This is a genomic window from Rhodococcus sp. NPDC006774, from assembly GCF_040636045.1.
Taxonomy (GTDB): domain Bacteria; phylum Actinomycetota; class Actinomycetes; order Mycobacteriales; family Mycobacteriaceae; genus Rhodococcoides.
Map to the genome: position 1 here is coordinate 1 of NZ_JBEYIW010000056.1, position 1,460 is coordinate 1,460.

Annotated in this window: 2 protein-coding genes and 1 pseudogene; 2 read left to right on the forward strand and 1 reads right to left on the reverse strand. The window is 65.8% G+C overall.

Features of this window, described 5'->3' with window-relative positions; genetic code table 11:
- Positions 1–447, forward strand: a 447-nt coding sequence (locus ABZ677_RS27790; protein WP_358375318.1) for a phytanoyl-CoA dioxygenase family protein, incomplete at its 5' end; no start/stop codon positions are given.
- A 5-nt stretch (positions 448–452) separates the two neighbouring features.
- Here the strand turns inward: ABZ677_RS27790 and ABZ677_RS27795 are convergent.
- A complete protein-coding gene (locus tag ABZ677_RS27795; RefSeq protein WP_170945757.1) occupies positions 453–743 on the reverse strand; it encodes a hypothetical protein in 291 nt (96 codons plus the stop codon).
- Positions 744–852: 109 nt separating this feature from the next.
- Between ABZ677_RS27795 and ABZ677_RS27800 the strand changes: the two are divergent.
- Positions 853–1,460, forward strand: a pseudogene (locus ABZ677_RS27800) (alpha/beta hydrolase); the annotation flags it as partial.

Sequence of the window (1,460 nt, forward strand, 5' to 3'; positions counted from 1 at the left end):
GACGCGGAGCATTTCCCGCTCCAAACCACGCAGGCGGTCACTGCATGGATGCCGATGTCGGCGATCCCCGGCCGAATGGGTCCGCTGTCGTTCGCCCGCGGCCGAGAGGTGCTGAGCGAGGTTGCCGACCTGGAGTTCGACAAGGTCGGCACCTCGTACGACGAGGCCGTCGCCCATCGCTTGGTCGAGCGCGGCGTTGCCGTGGAGTCCGAGCCGTTCTCGGTAGGAGACGTGTCGTTCCATTCCGCGCTGTGCTTCCACACTGCGGGGCCGAATCGGACGACGCAGCCGCGCCGAGCGCTGGCCACCACCTACTTCGCCGACGGGGCTCGTGTTGTGGAGTCGCCAACCCTGATCAGCGGCACCTGGCGCGAATTCTTACCAGGCGTGGAGCCCGGTGGCCTCGCGGCCTCGGAACTGAACCCGGTGGTGGGTCACCGAGACTGAACCGGTCACGGGCAGATGAACCCATCGTCCACCATCAGACACCGCTTGGGGTTGGTGGGGATTCTGCCCTCGAACGCTTCGCCGATACTGAGTGCACCGTCACCGTTGCTGTCGAGGCCCGGAGACAGGGACGCTGGCAACAGCGGTGCATCGAGCACTTCACCGACGGTGACCGCACCGTCGTTGTTCGGATCGAAGGCAGGAGCGGCCGACGCTACCCCCGGCACGACGAACAGCCCTGCAACCGTCAATGCCGCGATCGTTGCCACTTTCAGCGGAAGTCGTCCAACCGTCATCGGCTCTCTCCTGTTCGAGGGGAAATACCGGACAATAGTGGCACGGCGGCCGGGTGGTGTCCTAGAAAACCGACGACCCATTCGAGTGAACATACGTACACTGGAGACGGTGGGGACGAGAACTCAGCGCACACAGGAGTTGGGCGAACTCGGCGAGCTCGCCCTTCGAGAACTCTCGTCTGCCGCGGGTGGTGTTCGCGCGATTCCCTCGGCAATCGCGCGACGCACATTCGCTGCCGTGAAACTCGGCGTCGGACCGGCCGTCCTGCCGACACAGCTGATGCACGACGCTATCGCCGCAGGCACCTATGCGAGCATCGCGGCCGCCTGCACCGGCGCAGCCAAGGCCGTCGGCGCGCTGACCGGAGGCGACGCCGCGATCGAGGACGACACTCGACAGTCACCGTCGCACAACACTTACGGCGCACAGACCATCGCGATCCTGCACGGTCTCATCGGCGACGACATGGAGAAGACCGCCCGAGTGCTCGCCTACCCGATGTCGATTCGCGTCGACGGCCGCCCGGTACTTCCGAAGTACCGCGCCCTCGCCGCGGCGTTTCCCAACGCGGGAGCGCACCTCGTGTTGTTCCTGCACGGGCTCGTCGAGACAGAATCGGCCTGGCGACTCGGCGGGCGGCCCACCTACGGGGAACGGCTGGACTCCGAAGCCGACACCACCTCGATCTTCCTGCGCTACAACACCGGACGTCGAAT

What these genes read in the sequence shown, in the direction of transcription:
- ABZ677_RS27795 (WP_170945757.1), bottom strand. Translation starts at nt 743, where the DNA reads ATGACGGTTGGACGACTTCCGCTGAAAGTGGCAACGATCGCGGCATTG.